25 protein-coding genes are annotated in these 20,082 nt (G+C 62.2%); 4 read left to right on the top strand and 21 right to left on the bottom strand.

The window, feature by feature from the left end:
- From BHQ40_RS19920 to BHQ40_RS20005, 19 genes are all read right to left on the bottom strand, one after another.
- Positions 1–661 (bottom strand): LPD7 domain-containing protein (locus BHQ40_RS19920; protein ID WP_070157581.1); only part of this gene is annotated, 661 nt, incomplete at its 3' end.
- Positions 651–2,648 carry a type IV secretory system conjugative DNA transfer family protein gene (locus BHQ40_RS19925; protein WP_070157582.1) on the bottom strand — a complete coding sequence of 666 codons (1,998 nt, stop codon included), beginning with the start codon at positions 2,646–2,648 and terminating at the stop codon, positions 651–653. The genes BHQ40_RS19925 and BHQ40_RS19920, both read right to left, overlap by 11 nt.
- The gene (gene virB11 / locus BHQ40_RS19930; protein WP_004212776.1) at positions 2,614–3,618 is read right to left on the bottom strand and encodes a P-type DNA transfer ATPase VirB11; all 1,005 of its coding nucleotides are present in this window, start codon (positions 3,616–3,618) and stop codon (positions 2,614–2,616) included. Before virB11 ends, BHQ40_RS19925 begins: the two co-directional genes overlap by 35 nt.
- Positions 3,615–4,853, bottom strand: coding sequence for a type IV secretion system protein VirB10 (gene virB10, locus BHQ40_RS19935; RefSeq protein ID WP_037512079.1), 1,239 nt, complete (start codon positions 4,851–4,853; stop codon positions 3,615–3,617). The genes virB11 and virB10 overlap by 4 nt, the downstream gene beginning before the upstream one ends.
- Before the next feature lie 5 nt (positions 4,854–4,858).
- Complete coding sequence (gene virB9, locus BHQ40_RS19940) at positions 4,859–5,689, bottom strand: P-type conjugative transfer protein VirB9 (RefSeq protein ID WP_037512078.1); 831 nt, start codon at positions 5,687–5,689, stop codon at positions 4,859–4,861.
- Positions 5,690–5,712: 23 nt separating this feature from the next.
- Positions 5,713–6,402 (bottom strand): VirB8 family type IV secretion system protein, encoded by a 690-nt coding sequence (locus BHQ40_RS19945; protein ID WP_004212771.1) that lies wholly within the window; start codon positions 6,400–6,402, stop codon positions 5,713–5,715.
- A 2-nt stretch (positions 6,403–6,404) separates the two neighbouring features.
- Complete coding sequence (locus BHQ40_RS19950; protein ID WP_004212769.1) at positions 6,405–6,722, bottom strand: hypothetical protein; 318 nt, start codon at positions 6,720–6,722, stop codon at positions 6,405–6,407.
- 20 nt (positions 6,723–6,742) lie between these two features.
- Positions 6,743–7,687, bottom strand: coding sequence for a TrbL/VirB6 family protein (locus BHQ40_RS19955; protein ID WP_004212767.1), 945 nt, complete (start codon positions 7,685–7,687; stop codon positions 6,743–6,745).
- The gene (locus BHQ40_RS25360) at positions 7,687–7,932 is read right to left on the bottom strand and encodes an EexN family lipoprotein (RefSeq protein WP_080604529.1); all 246 of its coding nucleotides are present in this window, start codon (positions 7,930–7,932) and stop codon (positions 7,687–7,689) included. Before BHQ40_RS25360 ends, BHQ40_RS19955 begins: the two co-directional genes overlap by 1 nt.
- Positions 7,929–8,639 (bottom strand): TrbJ/VirB5 family protein, encoded by a 711-nt coding sequence (locus BHQ40_RS19960; RefSeq protein ID WP_004212766.1) that lies wholly within the window; start codon positions 8,637–8,639, stop codon positions 7,929–7,931. The genes BHQ40_RS25360 and BHQ40_RS19960 overlap by 4 nt, the downstream gene beginning before the upstream one ends.
- 4 nt (positions 8,640–8,643) lie before the next feature.
- Positions 8,644–11,055 (bottom strand): VirB4 family type IV secretion/conjugal transfer ATPase, encoded by a 2,412-nt coding sequence (locus BHQ40_RS19965; RefSeq protein ID WP_037512064.1) that lies wholly within the window; start codon positions 11,053–11,055, stop codon positions 8,644–8,646.
- Entirely contained in the window at positions 11,048–11,386 is a 339-nt protein-coding gene (locus BHQ40_RS19970; protein WP_004212763.1) for a VirB3 family type IV secretion system protein, read from the bottom strand. The genes BHQ40_RS19965 and BHQ40_RS19970 overlap by 8 nt, the downstream gene beginning before the upstream one ends.
- 7 nt (positions 11,387–11,393) lie before the next feature.
- Positions 11,394–11,735 (bottom strand): TrbC/VirB2 family protein, encoded by a 342-nt coding sequence (locus tag BHQ40_RS19975; RefSeq protein ID WP_004212761.1) that lies wholly within the window; start codon positions 11,733–11,735, stop codon positions 11,394–11,396.
- Positions 11,732–12,400 (bottom strand): lytic transglycosylase domain-containing protein, encoded by a 669-nt coding sequence (locus BHQ40_RS19980; RefSeq protein ID WP_004212760.1) that lies wholly within the window; start codon positions 12,398–12,400, stop codon positions 11,732–11,734. The genes BHQ40_RS19975 and BHQ40_RS19980 overlap by 4 nt, the downstream gene beginning before the upstream one ends.
- Positions 12,397–12,759: an ABC transporter permease gene (locus BHQ40_RS19985; RefSeq protein ID WP_004212759.1), complete on the bottom strand. Its 363-nt coding sequence runs from the start codon at positions 12,757–12,759 to the stop codon at positions 12,397–12,399. The genes BHQ40_RS19980 and BHQ40_RS19985 overlap by 4 nt, the downstream gene beginning before the upstream one ends.
- Positions 12,760–13,133: 374 nt before the next feature.
- Positions 13,134–13,892, bottom strand: a complete 759-nt coding sequence (locus BHQ40_RS19990; protein ID WP_004212758.1) for a helix-turn-helix transcriptional regulator — start codon at positions 13,890–13,892, stop codon at positions 13,134–13,136.
- 348 nt (positions 13,893–14,240) lie between these two features.
- The gene (locus tag BHQ40_RS19995) at positions 14,241–15,491 is read right to left on the bottom strand and encodes a PQQ-binding-like beta-propeller repeat protein (RefSeq protein WP_099231907.1); all 1,251 of its coding nucleotides are present in this window, start codon (positions 15,489–15,491) and stop codon (positions 14,241–14,243) included.
- A gap of 53 nt (positions 15,492–15,544) precedes the next feature.
- Positions 15,545–15,967, bottom strand: a complete 423-nt coding sequence (locus tag BHQ40_RS20000) for an autoinducer binding domain-containing protein (protein ID WP_253183422.1) — start codon at positions 15,965–15,967, stop codon at positions 15,545–15,547.
- The gene (locus tag BHQ40_RS20005) at positions 15,936–16,697 is read right to left on the bottom strand and encodes a helix-turn-helix transcriptional regulator (protein WP_070157583.1); all 762 of its coding nucleotides are present in this window, start codon (positions 16,695–16,697) and stop codon (positions 15,936–15,938) included. The genes BHQ40_RS20000 and BHQ40_RS20005 overlap by 32 nt, the downstream gene beginning before the upstream one ends.
- A 221-nt stretch (positions 16,698–16,918) precedes the next feature.
- Between BHQ40_RS20005 and BHQ40_RS20010 the strand changes: the two genes are divergently transcribed.
- Entirely contained in the window at positions 16,919–17,488 is a 570-nt protein-coding gene (locus BHQ40_RS20010) for a hypothetical protein (RefSeq protein WP_004212754.1), read from the top strand.
- Positions 17,489–17,657: 169 nt separating this feature from the next.
- Here the strand turns inward: BHQ40_RS20010 and BHQ40_RS20015 are convergent, their stop codons facing one another.
- Together BHQ40_RS20015 and BHQ40_RS20020 are read right to left on the bottom strand one after the other, a co-directional pair.
- A complete protein-coding gene (locus BHQ40_RS20015; protein WP_004213255.1) occupies positions 17,658–18,218 on the bottom strand; it encodes a recombinase family protein in 561 nt (186 codons plus the stop codon).
- 170 nt (positions 18,219–18,388) lie between these two features.
- Positions 18,389–18,811 (bottom strand): MerR family transcriptional regulator, encoded by a 423-nt coding sequence (locus tag BHQ40_RS20020; protein ID WP_014072603.1) that lies wholly within the window; start codon positions 18,809–18,811, stop codon positions 18,389–18,391.
- A gap of 76 nt (positions 18,812–18,887) precedes the next feature.
- Here BHQ40_RS20020 and BHQ40_RS20025 point away from each other — a divergent pair, with 76 nt between their 5' ends.
- The 3 genes from BHQ40_RS20025 to BHQ40_RS20035 all read left to right on the top strand — a co-directional run.
- Entirely contained in the window at positions 18,888–19,283 is a 396-nt protein-coding gene (locus tag BHQ40_RS20025; protein WP_014072602.1) for a mercuric transporter MerT family protein, read from the top strand.
- A 12-nt stretch (positions 19,284–19,295) separates the two neighbouring features.
- Positions 19,296–19,625 (top strand): heavy-metal-associated domain-containing protein, encoded by a 330-nt coding sequence (locus tag BHQ40_RS25370; RefSeq protein WP_004213249.1) that lies wholly within the window; start codon positions 19,296–19,298, stop codon positions 19,623–19,625.
- 79 nt (positions 19,626–19,704) lie between these two features.
- On the top strand, positions 19,705–20,082 hold a 378-nt coding region (locus BHQ40_RS20035), incomplete at its 3' end, for an FAD-dependent oxidoreductase (protein WP_290438442.1).

Below are 20,082 nucleotides of genomic sequence, written 5' to 3' on the forward strand. Positions count from 1 at the left end.
GATCGTTCGGCAGGCTCCGGTCCGATCCGCGCGGCGGCGCGCGATCCGCCTGACCCTGCGTCGACGACCGGCGGGCCGGCGCGGGGTCTCTGCTCTCGGCGGCATCCCGCGACGTTATCGGCGCGATGCTGTTCTTGCTCGCCTCGCCGCGCACGCGATCAAGCTCCTGCAGGTCGCGCTCATTGGGCTTATAGCCCCGGACTTCGAGGCCGTTTCGCGAAGCCTCGAGCCAGGCCGCCCGACGAAAGGTCTCGGATCCGGTGATATGGATGCGGTCCCATCCACGATGCTGCGCGATCGCCACCATGTCCTTGACGACTTCCTGGCTCTCATTGGCCGTCAGCAGCCGCCGTCCCTGATCGCGAAACGCGGGATCCTTCGCGTCGGCCGAGGTGAAATAGGCCGGATCGCCCGACCATTTCGCCTTGTCGGCATAATAGCGTTTGCGCACTGCCTCGGGCAGATCGCCCGCTACGACCGACGGGGCCGTAGGCGCCTGCCTGGCATCCGCCTTGACGGGAGGTGTCGGGGCAATCGCAATCTCGGGTTCGACAGGGTCCGACCGATCTTTGGTGCCGACCGCCTTGCTCACCGTCTTGTCGTCGATCGCGATGCCGTTTGTTCGGCGCCGCGGCGCGCTCGCCTTGCTCTCAGCGGCCATGATGCTGCCTGCCGTCTGCTAATGTATCCGCCATCTCCTGATCCTCCTCGGGTTCGACCGCCGCGCGCGCCGCCATCGCCATGACGAAGGCCAGCGCGGCTTCTTCGTCGCCCGGCGCCGGCAATTCCTCCAATTCGCCAAGCACGAGCATGTCGTCGGTTATCTCGACCGTGCCCGACAGTTCGTCGGCGCTCAACATTCTGGTCACGACAGGCTCCTTTTCAGCAGGCGGGGCAGATGGGTGCAGAGCGGCGCGCTTGGCTTCGATCGCTTGGGCGAGCACATCCGAGCCCGCGCCGATGATCGCCGCCGCCACGGGTTTGGGCGTCGGCAGGCGAACGAGGCGGGGCGCAACCTTTGGCGGGTCGCAAATCCGATCGGTGAACCGGCGCGACCGGAAAAATTCGATCTTGCGGCCGCGGACTGGCGGAATGCCGCCCCGCAGAAGCAGCAGATCGCCCTTGGGCATCTGCATCAGTTCCTGCGGCATCATCAGCGCGCGGCGCTGGTCGCTCTCCGAAATGCTGCGATTGGCGAGCATCCCGTGGATCGTGCGGCTCTTCGATTTCACGTTCATCGTGAAAAAACCGAGCCGCTCGGACAGTTCATTGGCGACCTTCAGCTCCTTTGGCGTGAAGACCACTTCAAGGCCGCAGTTTGCGATGATCTCATCGGTGACGTCTGGGCCGTAGAGCGCGCGTGGCTGCGAACGGCTCTGGATCACGGGCAGCAGGCGCAGGCCATAGCCTGCCACATAGGAGAAAGCCGACGCTATGACGGGGGCCTTGCCGAGCCGGGCGAACTCATCGAGCAAGACCAGCACTGGCACGTTCCCGCCCGTCGCCGGCAACTCTCGCGTGTTGAGGTCGATCAGCTGCTGGAGGAAGAGATTATAGACCGGCGCGATGCGGTCGATATTGTCCGGCGACACCCCAAGATAGATCGACATGCGCTCCCGGCGAACCTGCCGCAGATCAAAATCGGTCTCCGAGGTCGCGGCATCGACGAACGGGTTGAGCCACAGGTTCAGTTTGGACGTGATCGTCTGCTTGATCCCGGAAAAAGTATTGTCGGACGCGGAGGTGAAATCGCTCAGGGCCGACACACAGGCCTGGCTCAGCCGCTGCCCGCGCTGCTGCGCCTCTTCGACCACCTTGGGCAATTCGACCTTCGGGTCGCCAGTCGTCATGCGGCGGTAGATCTCGCCGATCGTGAAGGGCAAGGCAGGATTGGCGGCGACAAGCGCCCCGACGCCGACAAAGGCGGCGCGCGCTGCCTCGGCCCAGAACGGATCCGCCTTCTCAGGCGACGGGAACAGCATCCCGCCGATCTTCTGGAGTTCGTTGACGACGTCTATGTCGTCGAGCCGATCAATATAGCTCAGCGGATTGTAGCGCGCGGTGCGGCCTTCGGGGTCGAGAGGATCGAACAGGTGGACCGTCTGACCGTGCCGCGCCCGAAAGCCGGCGGTGATCTCCCAATTCTCGCGCTTCACATCGAGCACGACCACGGAGTCTGCCCAGCTGAGCAGATTGGGAATGACGACACCGACACCCTTGCCGGCCCGGGTCGGGGCTTCGAGCAGGACATGCTCGGTCCCGCCGAACACCAGATAGCGACCGCCTTTCTGGCCGACGATGATGCCCGACTTTGCGCGGAGCTGCTCGCGCCTGATCTCGCTTTCGCGCGCAAAGCGCGCCTCACCGTGCAGGGATCGACCGCGCTTGAGAATGACGAGCAGGATGATGAAGGCGATCGCACCGCTCACCATCGCGCCGCGCTGCAGCCAAAGATGGAGAAGCGGGTCGGCGCGATAATACCACAGCCACGACGGCAGTGCCGTCACCTGCATGTTCGGTCCGATCTGCTTCAGCCCGATCAGCGCCACCAATATCGCGCAAAGCGCGCATGCGAGCGCCGCTCCCAACAGAGCGCCGCCGACAAGCGCGACCTTAGTGAGAGGACTGGCTTGCGACAGCCGGGTCAAAATGCACCTCCTCGACTTCGAATTTTCCGTCTCGCTTGCGGGTCTGGACGACGACATCGACCAGCATGCGCAGCAGCCCGCGAATGTCGTCGCGCGCCAGATCGCGGCCGCCTTCGGATTCCTTGACGAGCAGGGTCAGCTGCTCGAACGCGCCCATCGCGGACCCAGCGTGGACCGTCGTGATCGAACCTGGGTGACCTGAGTTGACATTGCGCAGGTAGAAGAAGGCGGTGCCGTCACGCAGTTCCTGCAGCAGGATGCGATCGGGGCGCATGCGCAATGCGCTCTCGAGAAGCTGCTTGGGTCCGACCTTGGCCAGCCCCTGTCGCTCGCTCGAATAGACCATGTGGACGACATTGCGGTGGTCGACGACAAGCTCGCGTGTGTCCTCGATCGTCAGCAGACGCTCGTCGCGCGGGATGAGCTGGATCAGCGCCTTGGCAAAGGTGGTCTTCCCCGATCCGGTCGCGCCGCTCACCAGGATATTCTTGCGCGCCGCCACCGCGGTTCTGAAGAAAGCCGGCCAGTCGCCGGCGTCCCGCATCGCGACCATCTTCGCGTCGACGTCGGTCAGACCCCGCGCTGCGGCGCGCGTGCCGGCGAACAGGCCGGCCTGGGCAAGCTGGTCGACTGCAAGGTTCACCCGCGATGGCTTGCGGATGGTGAAGGAGGGCGATCCCGTTGGAGTGACCGAGGGGATCACGATCTGGCAGCGTTCGCCGCCGGGCAGGATCGTCGAGCAGATCGGCGTCTCGGCATTGATGTCCTGGCGCGTGAAGCTGGCCGCCGCGACAGCCAGCGTCGCCAGCCACTCGCTGTCGAGTTCGGCGACATCATGCCAATGCCAGCCGCGATGATCCTCGATGCCGACCTCACCCGGCCGGTTGATGACGAGCTCGGTCACCTCGGCAGGCTCCAGCAGCGGCATGATCGGATTGAGAAAATGCCGGAGGACCGCCGTGTCGCTCATTTCTCGCGCCGCAGCTCGAGATTGTAGACGTCCGCGAAATTGAAATCCTTGGCGACGAAGATGCCGACTTCCTCGCCCTGGTTCTTCTTGAGCACGGGTCGGATGTTGATGCTGTTCTGAAGGGCGATGCTCGCGCCTTCGCTCGGCGCCCGCGTGGTGTTGTTGAAATTATTGTTGCCATTGGCGACCGCCTGGCCGGCGATATAGGCGCCATCGTCGACCAGCGAGAGCAGGAGCGCGCTGCCGAACCGTGCCCAGAAGAAGGTATCGACCGAGCCTGCGATCCCGGCCCGGCCCAATGCGTCCGAACCTGGCGATGCGAGGTCGATGCGCACCCCTTGCGGTGTGACCGCGCGGGTCCACAGCACGAACAGGCGGTTCTGACCTTGCTGGATCCCGCCATGATATTCGCCGACGACCTTGGTGCCCTTTTCCATGAGGACGACGCGCCCATTCTCGGAATAGACATCGCGCGGGATAAGGCACGATGTGTAGCCGGGCTGGGCGGAATTCATCGCTGTCTGAAGAACGCACGGGATCAAGGTGCCGGCGGTGACGAGATAGTTGCGATTAGGCAGCATCGAGGCGCGTGCCTCGCCGATTGGCGAACTTTGCCGAAGCGCATCCAGTGCATTGGGCGCGCCGCGCTGTGGCTGGCCGTCGACATCCTCCCCGGGCGCCATAAGAGAACCCGGCCTGCCACTGCCAGTACCGTCCGGTGCCGACGTCGCGAGCCCCTGGGATCGCCCGCCATAGGCAATCAGTGTCGAGCGCCGGGCCTGTTCGGCGATGTTCTGACGATTGTTCTGCGCCGAAGGCGCAGGCGTAGCGCCAGGCTGCATCGCCGGCACGATCTGCCCGTCGGATCCGACCACCTGGCCATCCGGCCCGGGGTTGAGGACCGGCGCATTGGGATCGGACTGCGGGGCGCCAAGAGGCTTGGGTCGCGCCGCGACCGCGTCATAGGCGACAGTTTCGCGTGCCGACAGGTCCGTGCGCTTGGCGGTGGCTTCGGGCTTCGCCATCAGGTTGGCCGCCGGTTTCCCGCTCGGGCCTGAATTGACCCACAAGATACCGAGCACCATCGCGGTGCCGGCGAAGATTAGCGCGGTGTTGCGCTTCGCCGGCGTCATGCCGCCGATGGGATCGATACCCCGGTCGCGCAGGATCTCGTCGCGCTCGGGCGTAGGATCTCCAGTGATCGGGCGGCGATCGTCCGACGCGGTTTCGTCCATCGCGCTCACTCCTTCGGGTCCTGTACGGTGCGGTCGACATGCGACGATGCCGTGTTGGTGCCGGCGTCGAGACCATAGGGTGTCGGCGCCTGGTTATAGATGCACAGCACCTCGCGATTGCGCCGCAGCCGGAGCTGGGTCGCCACGAGGTGAACGACCACGAATTCATCGCGGACGTCGAACGGGACGAGCGTTTCCGACCCATCCGGGCGCACCATGTAGATGGCGGGAATTTCATGATTGCCCGGGAAGCGGAGCACCGTGAACTTGCCGTTGTCCGAGATCTCGGAGGGCTGCAGCGCGCTTGAGCCCTGGACCTTGTAGTTGAGATTGCGCGGACCTTCGATGACGCCGTGGTCGAGTGCGCCGCGCACTGCGCTTGCCTGCATCGCAGCGACGCGCTGGGCTTCCTGCGCGGCTTGCATCCGGGCTGCGCGTTCCGCCTCATCGCGGGGATAGCGGAAGCGCACCTGGAAGAAGGCATCCGAACTTGCGCTGCTGATCGCGCCGCGCCGGGTGGTCAGCTCGAACGCATAGTTGCGCAGTTCTCCGCCGTGGTTGGTGGTGACGATGAGGTTGGTGGGGCCAGCGCGCTCGCGCGGCTTGAGAAAGAGGATATGTCCGGCAACGGCCACTTCCCATGACACGGTGTCGCCAAGGGCCACATGCTCGATCGTCTCGCCGTCGCCGAGCACGATCTGGGTCGCCGTGCGGAAGGTGCCGACAATCCGGTAGACCTGCGTCTCCTGATAATCGACGAATTTGACCCGCGGGTCGGCCGGTCCGCCGCGAGGTGTGTCCTCGGCCAGAGCGGGCTGGGCACCGAGGAGGCACATTGCTGCAAGGGTCAGGAGCCGCTTCACCGGACCACCTCCGGATCGGCTCGATAATTCTCGACCTGGAAGCCGAGCGGATTGCGATAGCGATCGCCCTCCGCCATCGGGGCATTGGTGTAGCGAAAGGTGATGGTCGCGATCCAGTCGCTGTTCTGGATGTTCGTGTCGGTCTGGACCGTGCGGGTGAACCGGACATTGGCGACGCGGTCGTTGATGAAGCTGATGTTGCGAACACGGGCCTGGACCGTCGCTCCCTTGCCCCATGTCACCTGCGGACTCGACGGGTTGTCGTCGTTGAAAAACCGGCCCCAGCGCTGCTGTTCACCCGGCTCGGACAGGATCGCCACCGCCCGGAAATTCTCTTCGGCCGCCGCCGGCAGCCAGCTCTCGCGTGCCCGGACATATTGTGCGAGGAAGAATTTAGTGACGGCTTCGTCGTAGCGCATCGGCTGCTGGGTGAGGGCCGTCTGCACATCGACCGCGCCCGTCGTCTGGTTGACCCGGATGATATAGGGCATGACCGTCTTGAGCGGCGCGAGGCCTGCCAGCGCCAGTGCCTCGGCCGTGCATGCCAGCAATGCGAGGACGGCGACGCCCCAGGCGATCCGTTCCGAGCGCAGCGACTTGCGCTGACGATCCTGGTCCCATGAGCGTGCATGGCCGAAATAGAGTTCGGCGTCGCTTGCTGGCACGCCCTCGCTTTGACGCCGCATGATCAACAGCTCCCATAAGTGGTGGTCTGATCTCGCGACGAAATCTTGTCGGGCGGCGGCGCGGAGGCTGGGACCGGCGGTGGCGGCGATCCACCGGCCGGCGGTTTGACCTGCGGCACCGGGGGCGGGGCAGGGGGCGCGACGACCGCTGGGACAGGCGAGCCGGGCAGCACGCTGCCGTAGACATTGGCGTCGCGTAGATGCCTGCCGTTGCAGATTGGCAGCTTCTTGGGTCCCGACGCGCCATGTGTGGCCATCGGTGCGACAGCGGCGAGGAGCGCGACGCCCTGGAGGATGCGTGTCGTCAGCGGTTTGGACATTGGCGTATTCCTCATGATCATCATGCGCGGCTCACCGTGCCGCCGCGTTGCGCGGCACGTTCGAGATTGCGGCTGTTTCGGGAGATTCGGCGCTGCTGGAAGGGCGCGGCCATGGTGCTCCACGCCGAACCCGCGAATGCGCCGACACCTGCGGCCGCGCCGCCGGCTATGCCGGTCGCGATCGACGGCGCCTGGAAAAAGAAGATCGTGCCGAGGAAGATATAGACGGCGAACATGATTGCGCCGAGTGCCGCATCGGCCACACCTTCTGAGGAGGTTATGGCGAGTGCGCCGAGATCGGTAATCAGCGCCGTAATTGCGATGATCACTGCCATCAGAACGATGTAGTTAAAAGCCTGCCCCAGCCATCCATGGAAGAAGCGGCGTGTTGTTTCGAATAGAGATAGGGCGATAAATATCGGCCCAAGCGCAACGATGATCGCAAGCGCAACCTTGGCGAATACGGTGATGGAAAACCCAATCGCAGCCGATAGACCGGCCAAAGCCTTCAGGCCTAGACTTAGGGTATAGAGTACAAGTTTATATGGATTAATGTCACTGTATGTCGCGGCTTCGGTCTCAATCCGCGCAATGATCGCATCAGCCTGACCATAATAATCATCAAAGACGTTTCCGACACTGGTCACTGTACGCCCCGCGAGGGCTTGCGAAATAGCGTCGGGCATCCCGTGGAAGAGGGGGTTTGTAATCCATTCCGAATACGCCACGGTCGTGGCCGCGAGGTATAGCAGGCAGAGCTTCACCATTCGGTAGAAGAGTTCGCCCCATGGCTCGCTCACGATCCCGCGCATGACCATGTAGCCGAACAGGGCGATATAGATGACTAGCCCGAGCGCCAGCGGGCCGCGCACGACCTCGATGACGTTGGTCAGGCGCTCGTTGAGGAACAGATCGAGCTTGCCGTCGATGCTAACATAGAGCGTCGTGAAGAGACCGTCCTCCATTACCGAACGTCCGATTTTCCTGGACGAGGCGATAGCGAACGTAGCTTCAAGTCCAAGGTTCTCACGCTTTGAGCGTTCGAGCACTCCTGAGGGTCGGGATGGGTCCCATCTGCGCAACTTTTCAGCACTTCGGCGAGTTCTTCAGGATGCGACTTCAAATATTCCTTTCCCCTTGGAGGCTGCTGGCACGCGAGGAGCAGCATAGGCAGCGACAAGACTACCAAGACGGATGCAAGGGGCTTCATGGCTTGAGGCTCCCGAGCTTTGACGCCAGAATTCTTTCGCTTTCCTGTTGCGACCGAATGTCTTGTTCGGCTCGCTGTCGCATCGCTAGCGCTTGAAGCTGGACGGAATCATTCTGGATATGCGCATTCTCGACACCGACGCGGGCCTGGATATCCATCACATCCTTGGCGTCGGACGCTGAATCGAGCGAAGTGCGCAGCTCCTCCAGACCGGCCGTACGCTGAGCGGTCACACCATAGGCTGCCTCGGCAATAGCCGCATCCCGCGATGCCAGATCCCCATTGCGCAAAATGGTGTCACGGCCGGAGCGCTCGTAAGCGGTCGCATCCGGCCGTAAATCGGGGAGATCGACCCGGTTGGCCGAACGGATGCGGTTGGCCGAGCTGGCAAGACTGCCCAAGCCGCTCATATCCGACGACATCAATCGCTGAATGTCGCGAGCCTCGCTCGGCAGAAGATGCCGGACAGCGTCGGTGCTGAGCGAACTGGCAATCTTGTTGACGTTGGTCAGCTTGTTGACGCTGTCGAACATATCGGTCGCCTGCGCGATCTGCGCCTTGCCCTGCTCGATCATCGCGAGCGTGTTCTTCACGGTCGAAAGGGTCTGGAGGAAGGTGTTGGAATCGTAGACGGGGATGCCCTGAGCGCTGGCCGGGGTGCTCAGCGCCAGCAAACCGCCAATCGCGAGGATCGAAAAAGCTCTCATCTTTCTATCCTTTCCTTCTGTTCGCGGTCGCCCGCTGCTCGTGAAAAATGGGCAACCAACGCGCCGGATCGTCACCATGTTCGCGGCGCACTGCGTCAAGAATTCCAACCGTCGCCGTGGTGCCGGAGAGCACCGCAAGCTCGTCACCAAGACCGGCGAGATCAAGCTCGACGACGATCGAGTCATGGCCTTGTTTGATGAGGAAGCGCCGGCTCTCGGGGATCAGATCGCTGCGGATCAGCTTGAACTCGGCGCGGGTGAGGCCGAGGCCATCGATATAGTCGGACTCCCGGCCATAGGGGTTGGGCAGCAGGATCTTGGTCGCGACCTGTTCCATGATGCTGTGGGAAATGTCGGAGCGCAGCGCGTCGGCCGGGCTTTGCGTGCCGAACACCAGAAAGGCGTTCTGCTTACGGTAGGTTTTCAGACCATCCTGCGCGAACGCGCGGAAGGCTTCATCGCCGAGCGCTTTCCAGAATTCGTCGATGTCGATCACCAGTCTGCGGCCGTCGAGCAGCGCGTCGATGCGGTGGAACATATACATCATGAGCGGCGTGCGGATCTCGGCATTGTCGAGGAAATCAGTCATGTCGAAGCCGATGAACCGCGCTTCGAGCGTCAGTTCGTCTGCGTTATTGTCGAACACCCAGCCCAACGCGCCGCCGCGCGCCCATTTCTCGAGACGCGCGCCGATGCCCTCGGGATCGCGCTGCCCCAGCAATTGCCGCAAGGCGAGGATCGATCGCTCTTCGGGGGGCAATCGGCCGATCGATAGGATGCCATCGTCGATCATGCGCTCCTGCATGACACCGAGCTGGCCACCAACGGGCGTGACCAGTTGGCGTATCAGTCGACCAAGGAACGTGATGTTGCCCGGTGACTGATCGAGCGCACGCAGGGGCGCGAAGCCGGTCGGCACGCCATTGCGCAGGGCAAGATAGGTGCCGCCCGATGCGCGTACATAGATTTCCGCGCCCCGGTCCTTGTCGATAAAGATCTGCTGGGCGCCGGTCTTCTCGAGCTGCGCCATCAGGAAATTCTGCACCACGGTCTTACCGCCACCCGACGGGCCGATGATCAGCGTGTGGCCGAGATCGTTGACGTGGAAATTGAAATAATAGGGCGACTGGGCTGCGGTCTTCATCAGTGCGATCGCAGCGCCCCAATGATTGCCATCGGCCCGACCGGCAGGGAAGGTGTGGAAGGGTGACAGGGCGGCGAAGTTGCGCGACGTGATGGCGGCAGGTCGGGCGCGCCAGGCAAAATTTCCCGGCAACTGCGACCAGAAGGCGGCCTCCAGCGCTGGTCCCTCGCGTGCTGAAACCAGGCCGGCATCGGCCAGCGCGGCGCGCGCCGTCGAGAGATTTTCGGCGAGCCGCTTCTGGTCTTCGCTGAACACGGCGAGCGAGAAGTGATGCTCGCCCAGCACGAACCGATTGCTCTGCAGATCATCGGCGGCATCGGCGAGCTCGAGCGCCTGGCTCGCTGCCGCATCTTCGGTCGATGCCATCTGGTTCTGGCGCCTGCGCAGTCGCTCGGACGCACGCGCCTTGCCCATGAACGCGAAGGACTGGGTGACGACGAACGCGAAATCCTGCGAGAGAAGCGCGTTGACCTGCCCCGGTCGCGTCATGGCCGGATATTCGCGGATACCGAACAGGCCGACGAAGCGGCTATCGGCATGGGCGCGAACCTCGACCGTCTCGCGGCCGAAGATCACCCTTTCGCCGTAGATCGCCGATCCCAGATGACCACGAACAAGCGGGACGCGCGTCGCGCGCCCCATCATGACGAGTTCCAGCACCTCGAGCGGCTGCGAGAACATGAGGCCGCGATGTTCGTACAAACCCAGTCGCTGTGGCCTGCAACGCGCGAGCAGCTTCTCTATATCGCGCGCCTTGTCCTCGAAACGAACGAGCTCGTCCTCGTCGACCTCGGTTCCCTCTTTGCGGGCACTGGACAGGCGACGCAGCAAGACCCCTGTGCGGTCGGCCGAGCCAACGGACGGGCGCATCACCAGCGTCAGATAGAGCTCGTTGACGAACATGCGCTTAGCGGTGACCCGCGCGCGATATTTGGCATCGAGATCGGCGGCGAACGTAGAGCGAAACTCGCCCTCGGGATAGTCGGTGACCGGGCGGCGCACGATATGCGTCCAGATCGCGAGACGATCGTCGGCGATGTTGCGCAACGTCCCGTTGAGCTTCTCATGCCAGTCGTTCAGCTGAGCGGGATCGGCTGTCTCGAACGCGATGCCGTCCAGCCTGAACATCATCATCAGGTCGCGCCCGTCGAGCGCGATCACCTGCGCATCGACGTGCCGCGCATAAGGCAGATAGCGCGCAGGATCCGCCTCGTTCTTGAGGATGCGCCACGGAGTACGCGCCGCATCGCGCGAGAAGGCACGACTAGCCATGCAGAAAGCCCTTTCGGCGTGCGCCCTGAGTGGGGAGGGGAGAGTAGGAACTGCCACCCCACCAACCGCGGTTGCGGCATCGCGCCTTCGTCATCGTCCAAAGCCACAGCAGCCGGAAGGCATTGGCGTCGTGGCGGACGATCAGGCGGGCGATCGCAAGAAACGCGCCTGCGAGTGCCAAAGCGTAGAGCGGATTGCCGCTTATGATGAGGGTCAGGCAGGATGCGAGTGCGATAGGCAGCGACGCTTCGATCGGAACGCCCATCCACATCGTCGGCCGCGTCACTGCCAGGAAGAGCGTTTCTTCACGCAGCTTGTCGTCGTTGACCATGATGGCCTCACGCACCGCCGGTGATGGTGTCGACGATCCACTGCGCGCTGAACACGATGAAGATGCCGACGATGACGGTGACGAGAAGACCGAGGCTGGCGCGGCCAGTGAAGAACATGAAGCCCACGATGACCACCGCGATCACCGCGATCGTCTTCGCAAACGTGCCGGTCAGCCAGGTCTTGATGTTGTCCGCCATGGAGGTGATGCCGTCGGCGGCCTGCGCATAGGCCGGGTCTGTCAGCACAAGCGAGACGAGAACCGCCGCTAAAAGCAGCGTGAAATACTGGGAGAATGATCGCGCAGACGCGGAGTGCGCAGCAGCAGGCAAGGGCGGTGTGGCGATCATTCGGGCTGTCCTTTCAATGGGGCGGTTTGAGACGAGCCGAACACCATCAGCGTCGCAGTTTGCGCGACGGCCGAGGTGTTCCAGCTTTGATCGGGTGGATCCGCTACTGGCGAGGGGGTAGGAGCCGGGCTCTGTGCCGCTTTCGCTATCGGCGCGTCTGCCATGGCAATGCCTGCACGTTGCCGGATTTGCGGTATGATGCTGCTCGACGAGGCGTAGACCTTGCCGACATAGCCATTGGCAAAACCCTTCCAGCGGTTGCCGGTATTATACATGGACATGGCCGTGGCGATCGCATCCTCGGTGGAGCGGCTGGACTTCGCCACACTGGTGTAATTCTCGGCGAGCACGCGTGCCGATGCGGCGAGGTTTCGGCACGGTTCGAAAGCGTCCTCGATCGACAGGTTCAACGGCTTGAGATTCGCGCTGTTGATCTGGCCAAGGCCGAGATCGATATTGTAGCCGCGCGCGATCAGCGACCGGGCGGACGCGATGGCCGACGCGCGATCGGACACCTTCGGCGCCGCGACGCCCTTGGCGTTCACGCCGATGGCATAGGGATCGAAATGACTTTCGGTGTAAACCAGCGAGACGAGAGTTTCTGCCGCGACCGTGGGCGCGCATTGCCGCGCGAGCGCGACCACGGCTGCAAGCTCGAGCATCATCGGGGCGTCGTTCCCGGTTCGATGGCGGCTTGGGGCAAGCGCTCTATATTGGCGAGCGAGTAGGTCGTCTGGCGGCCGTCGGCGAAGGTCATGACCACGCGGCGTCGCGTCGCCGAGTTGCGATCATAGACCTTGGTCTTGGCAACGCCCCCGCCAGAGCAGCCGGGGAATGAACCGCCCAGGGCAAGTCGTTCCCAGAGCTTCACCATTGGCGGGACGCAAGCACCATATTGCGTCGCCCCGCCGGGGTTTGAGAGGCAAAGCAACACCTGGCAGCCCAGATCATTGGCCTGCGCTGGTGTTGCGGGCATGCACAGTGCCATGGCGGATGCGATGATGGCGTGACGCCTATGCAGCATGCTTGCCTCCATGCCGCTGTCAGTGCAGGGCAAGGACAGCGGCTTATTTGAATGAAAGTCGCGCTACTTTTGAGCCGTTTAGCGCCGTTTGACGCAATCCCCCCACTTAGGGGGAACGAGGTGGCACCTGGCTCTGGTTCATCCGACGGACTGTAGGAAAGCCACAAGGCCGCGCACGACGCATGCCCAGTTGGACCTGACTTTATCGACAGCAGAATTGAGCATTCCGACGAGGGTGAGGGGCCTTCGTCGGCGTAATCATTCAGATGTGGGGGACGCGATGATAGAGGACAGTTACTGCTCGATCAGTCGAGCATCGCTCGCGGCTTCTCGGTGATGACGAGGGGGTAGTGTTCGGGTTGCGACGCTACTGGTTACAGCATTGCGTCGATATTGAGATGCCCGTCTCGCACCGCGCGCAGCACAAGCTGGGTCCGCCGCCGCACACCATAGCGCCGCCGTGCGCCCTCGACATATTCATGCACAGTGTCGCGGCTGAGCCCGAGTATCTGGGCTGCCTCCCAATCGCTTTTACCCTGTCCGACGAGCGCGATGCAGTCGATCTGTCGGGGGCTGAGCGGCACCGGTTCATAGCTCAGACGCTCCTCTCCGAGGATCGCGCGACCGCGATCAAAAGCGATCGTGCCGATCAAGCGGGCGGCAAGAGCATCCTCTCCCGAAATTTCGTCATCGTTTGCGCGTGCAACAGAGAAAAGCGCGTCGGGCTCATCAGCCATGCGGATCGGCATAGTGAAGCCCTGGCGCAGCCCGTGATCGCGCCCCTTTGCCAATGTAGCAATCTGGCGGGTGCTGGGATCGATGAATTCCCCGATCTGGTTCCAGTTCAGCCCGGACGGCGTTTTGCCCACGGCAGCGTGGACCGGATCATCGAGGTAGAGCCTGGTCTCGATCACTTCGTCGAGCCATTTGACAGGATATGTCGTCAGCATCAGCGCATTCTTGCTGCGTTGTACCAGATCGACATTATGCAGGAGGGCAAACCAGCGGAAACCAAAGTCCCTGACAATTGCGTCCACGAGGTTTGAAAGTTGGTCGAGCGTTGTCGCCAGTTTTGAACTCTGCTCGAAGGCGCCGATAGTCGCCAAGCGGCCGATGTCGCGCGTGCCCTGCATGAATTCAGGCTCGACGGACGGATAGACGACGTCTAGCCCAAAATCGGTGAGTTTACTGATATTTGCGATCAGATGCGTGCTGCCTGAGATATTGTGGTGTCAGTCAGGCGATCCGGAAATAGGCTCTCCCTTTCTGAAACAAACAAGCAACACGCGGCGTATTTTTCTGCTGGCTCAGCCACCGCGCTGGAAGCCTGCGTTGGGCCACCAGCCTTGGAGATCCCGGCAGGTTTCACCATCCCCAGCCGTTGACCCTCAACCGGTTCGATAATAAGAATTATGTTAAATAAATCAATATGTTAGGTCTGCGGCGGCAATGGCTTTTGCCGCCGCAGACCTTCAAGTGCCTCAGTCCGGCAGCTTGTAGGCGATGACAAGGTCACCGCGGTCAAGCGATTGCCGCGCGCCGCCCGCCGTCACAACGACATATTGCTTCTTCGTCTTTGGAGAGACGAAGGTCATCGGCGTTGCCTGTCCACCAACGGGCATCCGCTTCGCCAGCAGCTCCTTGCCGGTGCGCACGTCGATCGCCCGCAGGTAATAGTCGGTGGTCCCGGTGTAGAAGATCAGGCCCGATCCGGTGGTCAGTGCGCCCGACAGCGTCGGCGTTCCGATCGGGATACGCAGATGCGTCTTGATGCCAAGCGGACCTGTGTCCTGGGTCGTGCCCAAGGGCTTTTGCCAGACGATCGCGCGCGTCTTGAGATCGATCGCGGTCATGGTCCCGAACGGAGGATTCTGACACGGCACGCCAAGCGGCGACATAAACCCGGTGAGAAGCGCACCGTAGGGCGCACCGGCTTGCGGGTTGATCCCGTCGTGTCCCGCACCACCTTCGACCTTCGGCTCACCCAGGATGCGGTCGGTTTCCGCTCTGGGAACAAGACGCAGGATTTGCGCAAGGCGGATGTCATTCACGATCAGATAGTCGTTGGTGCGATTGACGCTGGCCGACCCCCAATTCATGCCGCCGTAGAAGCCCGGCCACTGCAGCGTGCCTTCGAGCGACGGCGGTGTCATGTCACCTTCATAGCGCAGCTTGCGGAAAGCAACGCGACACCAGAGCTGGTCGAACATGCTCACGCCCCACATCCGGCGCTCGCTCAGAGGATCAGCACCAATGACAGGCATGCCAGTCGAATAAGGCTGGGTCGGCGAATAGCGCTCGCCGGGGATCGAACCCTTGGGCACGCGACGCTCCTCGACCGGCGCTACCGGTCGGCCGGTACGCCGATCGAGGACGAAGATCTGGCCGCGCTTGGTGACCTGGATCAGCGCAGGCGTGGTGCCGCCCTTTCCGTTCGGAATATCGTAAAGCGTAGGCTGAGCGGGGACGTCATAGTCCCAAAGATCATGATGCGTGGTCTGGAAGGCCCACCGTTCACGACCCGTCTTGAGATCGAGAGCAACGACGGAGGACGAACGCGCGTCCTCGATCGCAGTCCGCTCGCCACCCCAGAAGTCCGGCGTGCTGTTGCCCGTCGGCAGGTAGATCAGCCCGAGCTGTTCATCGACCGCTGGTGAGGCCCAGACGTTCGGCGTGCCGCGAGTGTAGGTCTGTCCTTCGGGCGGCTCGCCAGTAATGTTGGGATTGCCAATGTCCGAACGGCAGACTTCGGCTCGTCGCCTAGGATGTTCTCAGTATTTCCAGCTTAGCGTTGTCTGGCGAACAAATCTTGAGGTGAGGCCTCGTAGGCTTCTGCCAGGATCGAGCGATCGGCGGCCGTCAGAGAGATGATCGACTGAACCGCCGACCAGGCAAAGCCCACATTGGTGCGATGGCTGGCGCGGTGGATCGGGTCGCTCGCATAGAGGCGTCTCGCCTGGAAGCGCTCCACCCAGTCTTGCGGATAGTCGACGATGTGGACCGAGCGAACCGCAGGCTTCAGGTCGACATGATGGACCAGGGCATAGTGCCGAAAGCCCATGGCCTTCGTGATTTCGGCCATCAGGTCAGACAAGGCCGTAGCGTCCTTGATCGCGCCAGCGACAGCGCAGAAATCCTGAACTTGCCCAAGCCCGATCATCATATGGCCGGCGAGATCAGAGCAGCGCTTCCATGTTGAGATGACCATCGCGAACCGCGCGCAGCACCAGCTGCGTGCGTCGTCGCACGCCATAACGCCTGCGGGCCGATTCAACATATTCGTGCACGGTGTCGCGGCTGAGGCCGAGGATCTGGCCGATCTCCCAGTCGCTTTTGCCTTGCGCGACGAGCGCGATGCATTCGACCTGGCGAGGGCTGAGAGGGACGCAGGCCAATGGCCCTGCCCTTTCGCCAAGCAGCTCGCGCGCCCGATCATAAGCGACCGAGCCGAGCAGACGGGCGGTCAGAACCTCCTCTGCGCTGAGCGGCTCGTCGCGCGATCGGGCGGCGGTAAAGATCGCCTCGGGTTCCCCCGGGGTCCGGATTGGCAAACTGTAGCCGGACGCAAGGTCATGGTCCCTGGCGCGGTCGAGGATGCTTCGCTGGCGCGGCGTGAGCTCCAGCACGTCGCCGATCCGGTCCCAGGCGAGCCCTGACGGGGTGCGAGCGCAGGCCGCATGGAACGGATCTTCGAGATAATGGCGTTCTTCGAGAACTTCCTCGAGCCAGGCCGATGGATAGGTTGTGAGGAACAGGCTTTGCTCGCCTCCGCGCCGAAGGTCGATATTGTGAAGCAGCGTGAACCAGCGGAAGCCAAGATCGCGCACGGCGGCATCGATCGTGCCATGTAAATCGCCAAGGGTTTCAGCACGCTGACAGTCCGCCGCAAAGCGCGTGAGATCATCAAGGCGGCCGCAGTCTTTTATCCTGTTCGCCATAGGCGACGGAAGCTCGTCCGCGAGGAGACGGCTCGTCCAGACCTAAGCGGCGAGCGCCATGATTATCAGGATGAGTTGAGAACGATTCGCAACAATCTACGATTAGAATGGATCGCCTATGACACTTTATCCGCCGGCAAAGTGTCATAGCTGACAACCCGTCTGCGGCCGCCGATTTGGGATTCACATTGATCCTGCTTTGTGCTTGATTCCATCATGTTATGTTTCATGCAGGCAAGCCTCTTGAACCCTCCATTGGCTGTGATGTCGCGGCCGTGCTCGAGACGCTGGCGACCGTATCGAGCCGGCCCCGTTATGCCTTCATGCTGCTCAACCTGATCGCCCAGGTGGCGGGGCCAGATGGAAGCGCCGGTCCCTGGGTCAGGCGGAACGATGGGCTCGTTTCCCTGCGCGATTGGCTATGCGACGCATTGACCCCGATGGCCCAGCGTGGTCCGCGCAGCATTACGCTGGCCGAGCGGGTCGAGAGCGACCTCGCTAGAAACGGACTGCTCCCCGGCGATCTGGAGAAAAGGCGCGGCGTGATCGCGGAGGAAATGCGGGCACGCATTCGCACAGCCGGCAAGAGTAATCTCAGTCGCGCCGTTTCCGAACTGGTGAATGCAGGCCTGCTCCGCCGACATTATCAGGGCTATCGCGTCGACCATCGGAACCGTGGCGGCCAGCGCCACGCCGTCTATACCTTGATCGGCGATGCTCTGCGTCTAGTGCCGGGCATCAGCTCCACACCGAATCTGCCCGTGCAAGGCGAACTTGCCCTCCCAAGATGATTGCGCAGTCGAACCGGGGTTGCTGCAGTAGTGTGCTGTGAGGTCGGGTAACGATGTCCGAATAATAAGGCCAGTCAGAACGTCAGCATTGACCTTGCCGGCAATTAGGCGTCACCTCAAGCTTTGTACGCTGAACAACGATTTTCCGGACATAATGTGAACATTGGTGTCAGGCAGCGGCGCGAAGGTACTGGTAGAGGGTTTCGCGGCTGATGCCCATGTCGCGCGCGATGGTCGCCTTGCGTTCACCGGCGGCAACGCGGCGGTGCAGATCGGCAATCATCTCATCCGAGAGCGACCGTTTCCGCCCCCGATAGGCGCCGCGCTGCCGAGCGATCGCAATGCCTTCGCGTTGCCGTTCGCGGATCAGGGCGCGCTCGAACTCAGCAAACGCACCCATGACCGAGAGCATCAGATTGGCCATCGGGGAGTCCTCCCCCGAGAAGGACAGGCTTTCCTTCTCAAACTCGATCCGGATACCTCGCTTGGTGAGGCCCTGGACCAGCTTGCGCAGGTCATCCAGATTGCGGGCCAACCGATCCATGCTGTGGACGACGACGGTATCGCCTTCGCGGGCGAAAGTGAGCAGAGCCTCAAGCTGGGGGCGGTTGACGTCCTTGCCCGATGCCTTGTCGGTGAAGGTCCGATCGAGCGACTGACCTTCCAATTGGCGATCCACATTCTGATCGAACGTGCTGACCCGGACATAGCCGATCCGTTGCCCCTTCACTGCGCACTCTCTCCATCAAAATGTCAGGTTGAAATCTATGATACGCAACGACATTCGTCAACAAATTCCGTTTAGTACCCTAATCTGACAGAAACCGCGGTAGCGCCCTGACGTCCGGTTAGGCTATACTCCAAGCTGACATCACAAAATCAAATTCCTCAAAGATGGCGTCAATTGCCTTGATGGGGTAAAAACTGGAGTGCTTCCAGGATGGGACATTCGGCAACGTCATCTCCAGTGCATCTGGCTAACGTGGTCGCCAGCGTCACCTCTATCTTCTGCAAATCTGCAATGCGGCGGCGGACATCTTCAAGGTGGAGTTCGGTTCTCGCCATAACCTCCGCGCAGGTTTGTGCACCGGTATCGGTGAGCGACAACAATGACCGTATCTCATCCATTGCATAGCCAAGGTCGCGCGCGCGCAGGATGAACTGCAACCTTTGCACCAGTTCCGGCGAATAGACGCGGTAGCCGTTGGAACTGCGAGGCGGCCCCGGCAGCAATCCCACCTTCTCGTAATAGCGGATGGTTTCGAGATTGCAGCCTGTTTTCCGGGCAAGCTGGGCACGCAAGATGCCGACCTGTTGCTCCATGAAAATACCTCTTGAGTCTGTAGTGGCTACAGAGCCTACACTGCGAATCACTCAGTTGGAACAAGGGATTCAAGCCATGGTCTCAACGCCGGAAGCGGGACAGCCAGCCCTCACCGAAAACCACGAGCCGAAGCAGGCAAACTGGGTTGCGGCGGGCGCATTGATCGGCGCGGGGCTCGCCTCGGCTTGCTGCGTCGTCCCGCTACTGTTGGTTATGCTCGGAATTTCCGGCGCGTGGATCGCCAACCTGACGGCGCTCGAACCTTACAAGCCCTATGTCGCAGGCGTAACGCTCGCGCTGCTCGGCTACGGCTTCTGGCATGTCTATTTCAAGCCGAAACCGCCCTGTGAAGACGGTTCCTACTGCGCTCGTCCACAATCGGCTTGGACCACCAAGGCGGTGCTGTGGCTGGGCCTTGCCGTCGCCATCCTGGCGCTCACCATCGACTGGTGGGCACCCTGGTTCTATTGAAAGGAAATACCCATGAAAAAGACAGTATGTATCGCTATGGCCGTGCTGGCTATGGCTGGCGGCGGGGTCGCCTATGCAGTTAGTGGCACGGCGCAAGATCGCCCCGCGGCTACCGCAACCGCTCAGAAGCAAACCACCTTTGCCATAGAGAACATGACCTGCGCCACCTGCCCGATCACCGTGAAGAAGGCGATGGAAGGCGTCGCCGGGGTAACGGCGGTCACGGTCGATTTCGCAGCCAAGACCGCGCGCGCAACCTATAACCCGCGCCGCACCAATGCTGCTGCGATTGCCGCTGCATCAACCAACGCGGGTTATCCGGCGCGCGCTATTCAAAACTGAGCGGGGCGCCGCCAGCGCCTCAAGAAAGCGATAAGCAATGAACGACTGTTGCAACCGCCCCGGGCAGGAAGGATTTGACGTGGCCGTCATCGGCGCGGGTTCTGCCGGGTTCTCCGCCGCGATCGCCGCTGCCGATCTGGGCGCGAAAGTGGCGCTCGTCGGTCACGGCACGATTGGCGGCACCTGTGTCAATGTTGGCTGCGTTCCTTCCAAGACGCTGATCCGCGCCGCCGAAGCGGTGCATGGTGGGCTTGCCGCCGCGCGCTTTCCCGGCCTTGGGGGCGCTGTCCAGATGGATGACTGGTCCGTATTGGCGGCGTCGAAGGACGATCTTGTCACGACGCTGCGCCAAAAAAAATATGTCGATCTGCTGCCCGCCTATGACGGTGTGAGCTATATCGAGGGCAAGGCACGCTTTGCCGATGGTGCGCTGATTGTCGGCGATGCGCCCATGAAG

The organism is Sphingobium phenoxybenzoativorans, from assembly GCF_001757355.1.
Lineage (GTDB): Bacteria > Pseudomonadota > Alphaproteobacteria > Sphingomonadales > Sphingomonadaceae > Sphingobium > Sphingobium phenoxybenzoativorans.

Bases quoted from the DNA above. Each gene is read 5' to 3' on its own strand.
- BHQ40_RS19980 (WP_004212760.1), bottom strand. From the start codon at position 12,400: ATGATGCTCGAGCTTGCAGCCGTGGTCGCGCTCGCGCGGCAATGCGCG.
- BHQ40_RS20005 (WP_070157583.1), bottom strand. From the start codon at position 16,697: ATGGCGAACAGGATAAAAGACTGCGGCCGCCTTGATGATCTCACGCGC.
- BHQ40_RS19955 (WP_004212767.1), bottom strand. From the start codon at position 7,687: ATGGAGGACGGTCTCTTCACGACGCTCTATGTTAGCATCGACGGCAAG.
- BHQ40_RS19945 (WP_004212771.1), bottom strand. From the start codon at position 6,402: ATGCGGCGTCAAAGCGAGGGCGTGCCAGCAAGCGACGCCGAACTCTAT.
- BHQ40_RS19970 (WP_004212763.1), bottom strand. From the start codon at position 11,386: ATGGTCAACGACGACAAGCTGCGTGAAGAAACGCTCTTCCTGGCAGTG.
- virB9 (WP_037512078.1), bottom strand. From the start codon at position 5,689: ATGTGCCTCCTCGGTGCCCAGCCCGCTCTGGCCGAGGACACACCTCGC.
- virB10 (WP_037512079.1), bottom strand. From the start codon at position 4,853: ATGGACGAAACCGCGTCGGACGATCGCCGCCCGATCACTGGAGATCCT.
- BHQ40_RS20010 (WP_004212754.1), top strand. From the start codon at position 16,919: ATGTTTCATGCAGGCAAGCCTCTTGAACCCTCCATTGGCTGTGATGTC.
- BHQ40_RS19960 (WP_004212766.1), bottom strand. From the start codon at position 8,639: ATGAGAGCTTTTTCGATCCTCGCGATTGGCGGTTTGCTGGCGCTGAGC.
- BHQ40_RS19975 (WP_004212761.1), bottom strand. From the start codon at position 11,735: ATGATCGCCACACCGCCCTTGCCTGCTGCTGCGCACTCCGCGTCTGCG.
- BHQ40_RS25370 (WP_004213249.1), top strand. From the start codon at position 19,296: ATGAAAAAGACAGTATGTATCGCTATGGCCGTGCTGGCTATGGCTGGC.
- BHQ40_RS19990 (WP_004212758.1), bottom strand. From the start codon at position 13,892: ATGCAGGGCACGCGCGACATCGGCCGCTTGGCGACTATCGGCGCCTTC.
- BHQ40_RS20020 (WP_014072603.1), bottom strand. From the start codon at position 18,811: ATGGAGCAACAGGTCGGCATCTTGCGTGCCCAGCTTGCCCGGAAAACA.
- BHQ40_RS19950 (WP_004212769.1), bottom strand. From the start codon at position 6,722: ATGTCCAAACCGCTGACGACACGCATCCTCCAGGGCGTCGCGCTCCTC.
- BHQ40_RS19965 (WP_037512064.1), bottom strand. From the start codon at position 11,055: ATGGCTAGTCGTGCCTTCTCGCGCGATGCGGCGCGTACTCCGTGGCGC.
- BHQ40_RS25360 (WP_080604529.1), bottom strand. From the start codon at position 7,932: ATGAAGCCCCTTGCATCCGTCTTGGTAGTCTTGTCGCTGCCTATGCTG.
- BHQ40_RS20025 (WP_014072602.1), top strand. From the start codon at position 18,888: ATGGTCTCAACGCCGGAAGCGGGACAGCCAGCCCTCACCGAAAACCAC.
- BHQ40_RS19985 (WP_004212759.1), bottom strand. From the start codon at position 12,759: ATGCTGCATAGGCGTCACGCCATCATCGCATCCGCCATGGCACTGTGC.
- virB11 (WP_004212776.1), bottom strand. From the start codon at position 3,618: ATGAGCGACACGGCGGTCCTCCGGCATTTTCTCAATCCGATCATGCCG.
- BHQ40_RS20000 (WP_253183422.1), bottom strand. From the start codon at position 15,967: ATGGTCATCTCAACATGGAAGCGCTGCTCTGATCTCGCCGGCCATATG.